This window comes from Polaromonas sp. P1_E1_2 (assembly GCF_056406035.1).
In genome coordinates, this window is the sequence record NZ_JBFUAZ010000846.1 from 1 (window position 1) to 1,369 (window position 1,369).

At 57.4% G+C, this 1,369-nt stretch carries 2 protein-coding genes and 1 pseudogene; 2 read left to right on the plus strand and 1 reads right to left on the minus strand.

Annotated elements, in window-relative coordinates; genetic code table 11:
* Positions 1 to 185: pseudogene (locus AC1D1P_RS23440) on the minus strand (omega-aminotransferase AptA); the annotation flags it as partial.
* A gap of 140 nt (positions 186 to 325) precedes the next feature.
* Here AC1D1P_RS23440 and purU point away from each other — a divergent pair.
* Together purU and AC1D1P_RS23450 are read left to right on the plus strand one after the other, a co-directional pair.
* The gene (gene purU / locus AC1D1P_RS23445) at positions 326 to 1,174 is read left to right on the plus strand and encodes a formyltetrahydrofolate deformylase (RefSeq protein ID WP_477674655.1); all 849 of its coding nucleotides are present in this window, start codon (positions 326 to 328) and stop codon (positions 1,172 to 1,174) included.
* A gap of 2 nt (positions 1,175 to 1,176) precedes the next feature.
* The coding region (locus AC1D1P_RS23450) for a hypothetical protein (protein ID WP_477674656.1) at positions 1,177 to 1,369 on the plus strand (193 nt) is incomplete at its 3' end.

The window sequence follows — 1,369 nt, forward strand, 5'->3', positions numbered from 1 at the left end:
GGCTTTCGGTTGTGGCCGGCGCCCACGCACCACAGGCTGGAAATACCGTCGATCACCTGGCGCCCGTCGTGCGTCGTGAAATGCATGCCGTCTGCGGCCACAAACACGCGCGGGTCTTTTTTGAAGCTGCGGTTGGGCGTGAACGGGAGCCATTGGTGCTCCATGTTGAAATTCTGGTAGGCCATGGTGGTTTCCTGCGTCGAAAGGTGTGAAGCTGGGATAGCAGCGCYTGATCTTGCATTCTGGCACTCTTGCCGCCGCCCTGCACCTTCAATTGCCCGCCGGCCGGGCAGACACAGTCTTCACCTGCGACAATTCACCCCCTATGAATCACGCTTATATCCTGACCTTGTCCTGCCCGGACCGTATGGGCATTGTTCACGCGGTCTCTGGTTTCCTGTTGCAGAACGGCGGCAATATTGAAGAAGCCGCGCAATACAACGACCATGACACCGGACTCTTCTTCATGCGGGTTCAGTTTGCCTGCGACCAGCTGACCCAGGAAGAACTGAAGACGCAACTCGAAGCATTCGCCTCACCTTTCAGCATGAAGTGGAAACTTCACTCGACAGAAGCGGCCATGCGTACCGTGATCATGGTTAGCCGCGACGGCCATTGCCTCAACGACCTGCTGTTTCGCTGGAAGTCCGGCATGGTGCCGCTGGATGTGCGCGCCATCATCRGCAACCACCGTGACTTTTACCAGCTGGCGGCAAGCTACAACGTTCCTTTTCACCACATCCCGGTGACGGCAGCCACCAAGGCGCAGGTCGAAGCAAAGCAACTTGAGATCATCGAGGCAGAGGGTGCCGAACTGGTCGTGCTGGCGCGCTACATGCAGGTGCTCAGCAACGAGATGTGCGGATCACTCTCAGGGCGTGCCATCAACATCCACCACAGCATGCTTCCGAGCTTCAAGGGCGCGAGGCCGTATTACCAGGCGCATGAACGCGGCGTGAAAGTGATCGGTGCGACGGCGCACTATGTCACGGCCGACCTTGATGAAGGCCCGATCATCGAACAGGATGTCACCCGGGTCGATCACAAGGACACCGTCGAGCACCTGACCGCCCGCGGCAAGGACACCGAAAGCCGCGTGCTGGCACGCGCTGTCAAATGGCACAGCGAGCACCGTGTGCTTTTGAACGGCCATAAGACCGTTATTTTTAAATAGATATGAACAAGCCTGATATGAACAAGCCTGCTCGCTCAACAGATAGAAAACACGCATCATCCGCTGTTACCACGGCGTCATGGTGGTTCGGTATCGCGTTTTTGTGTGCCGTTCTGTCTTTGCGGCCCGTCGAAGATGCCGATATCTGGTTTCAACTGCTTGCCGGTCGTTATGCGCTGGAACACGGCGCAGTAC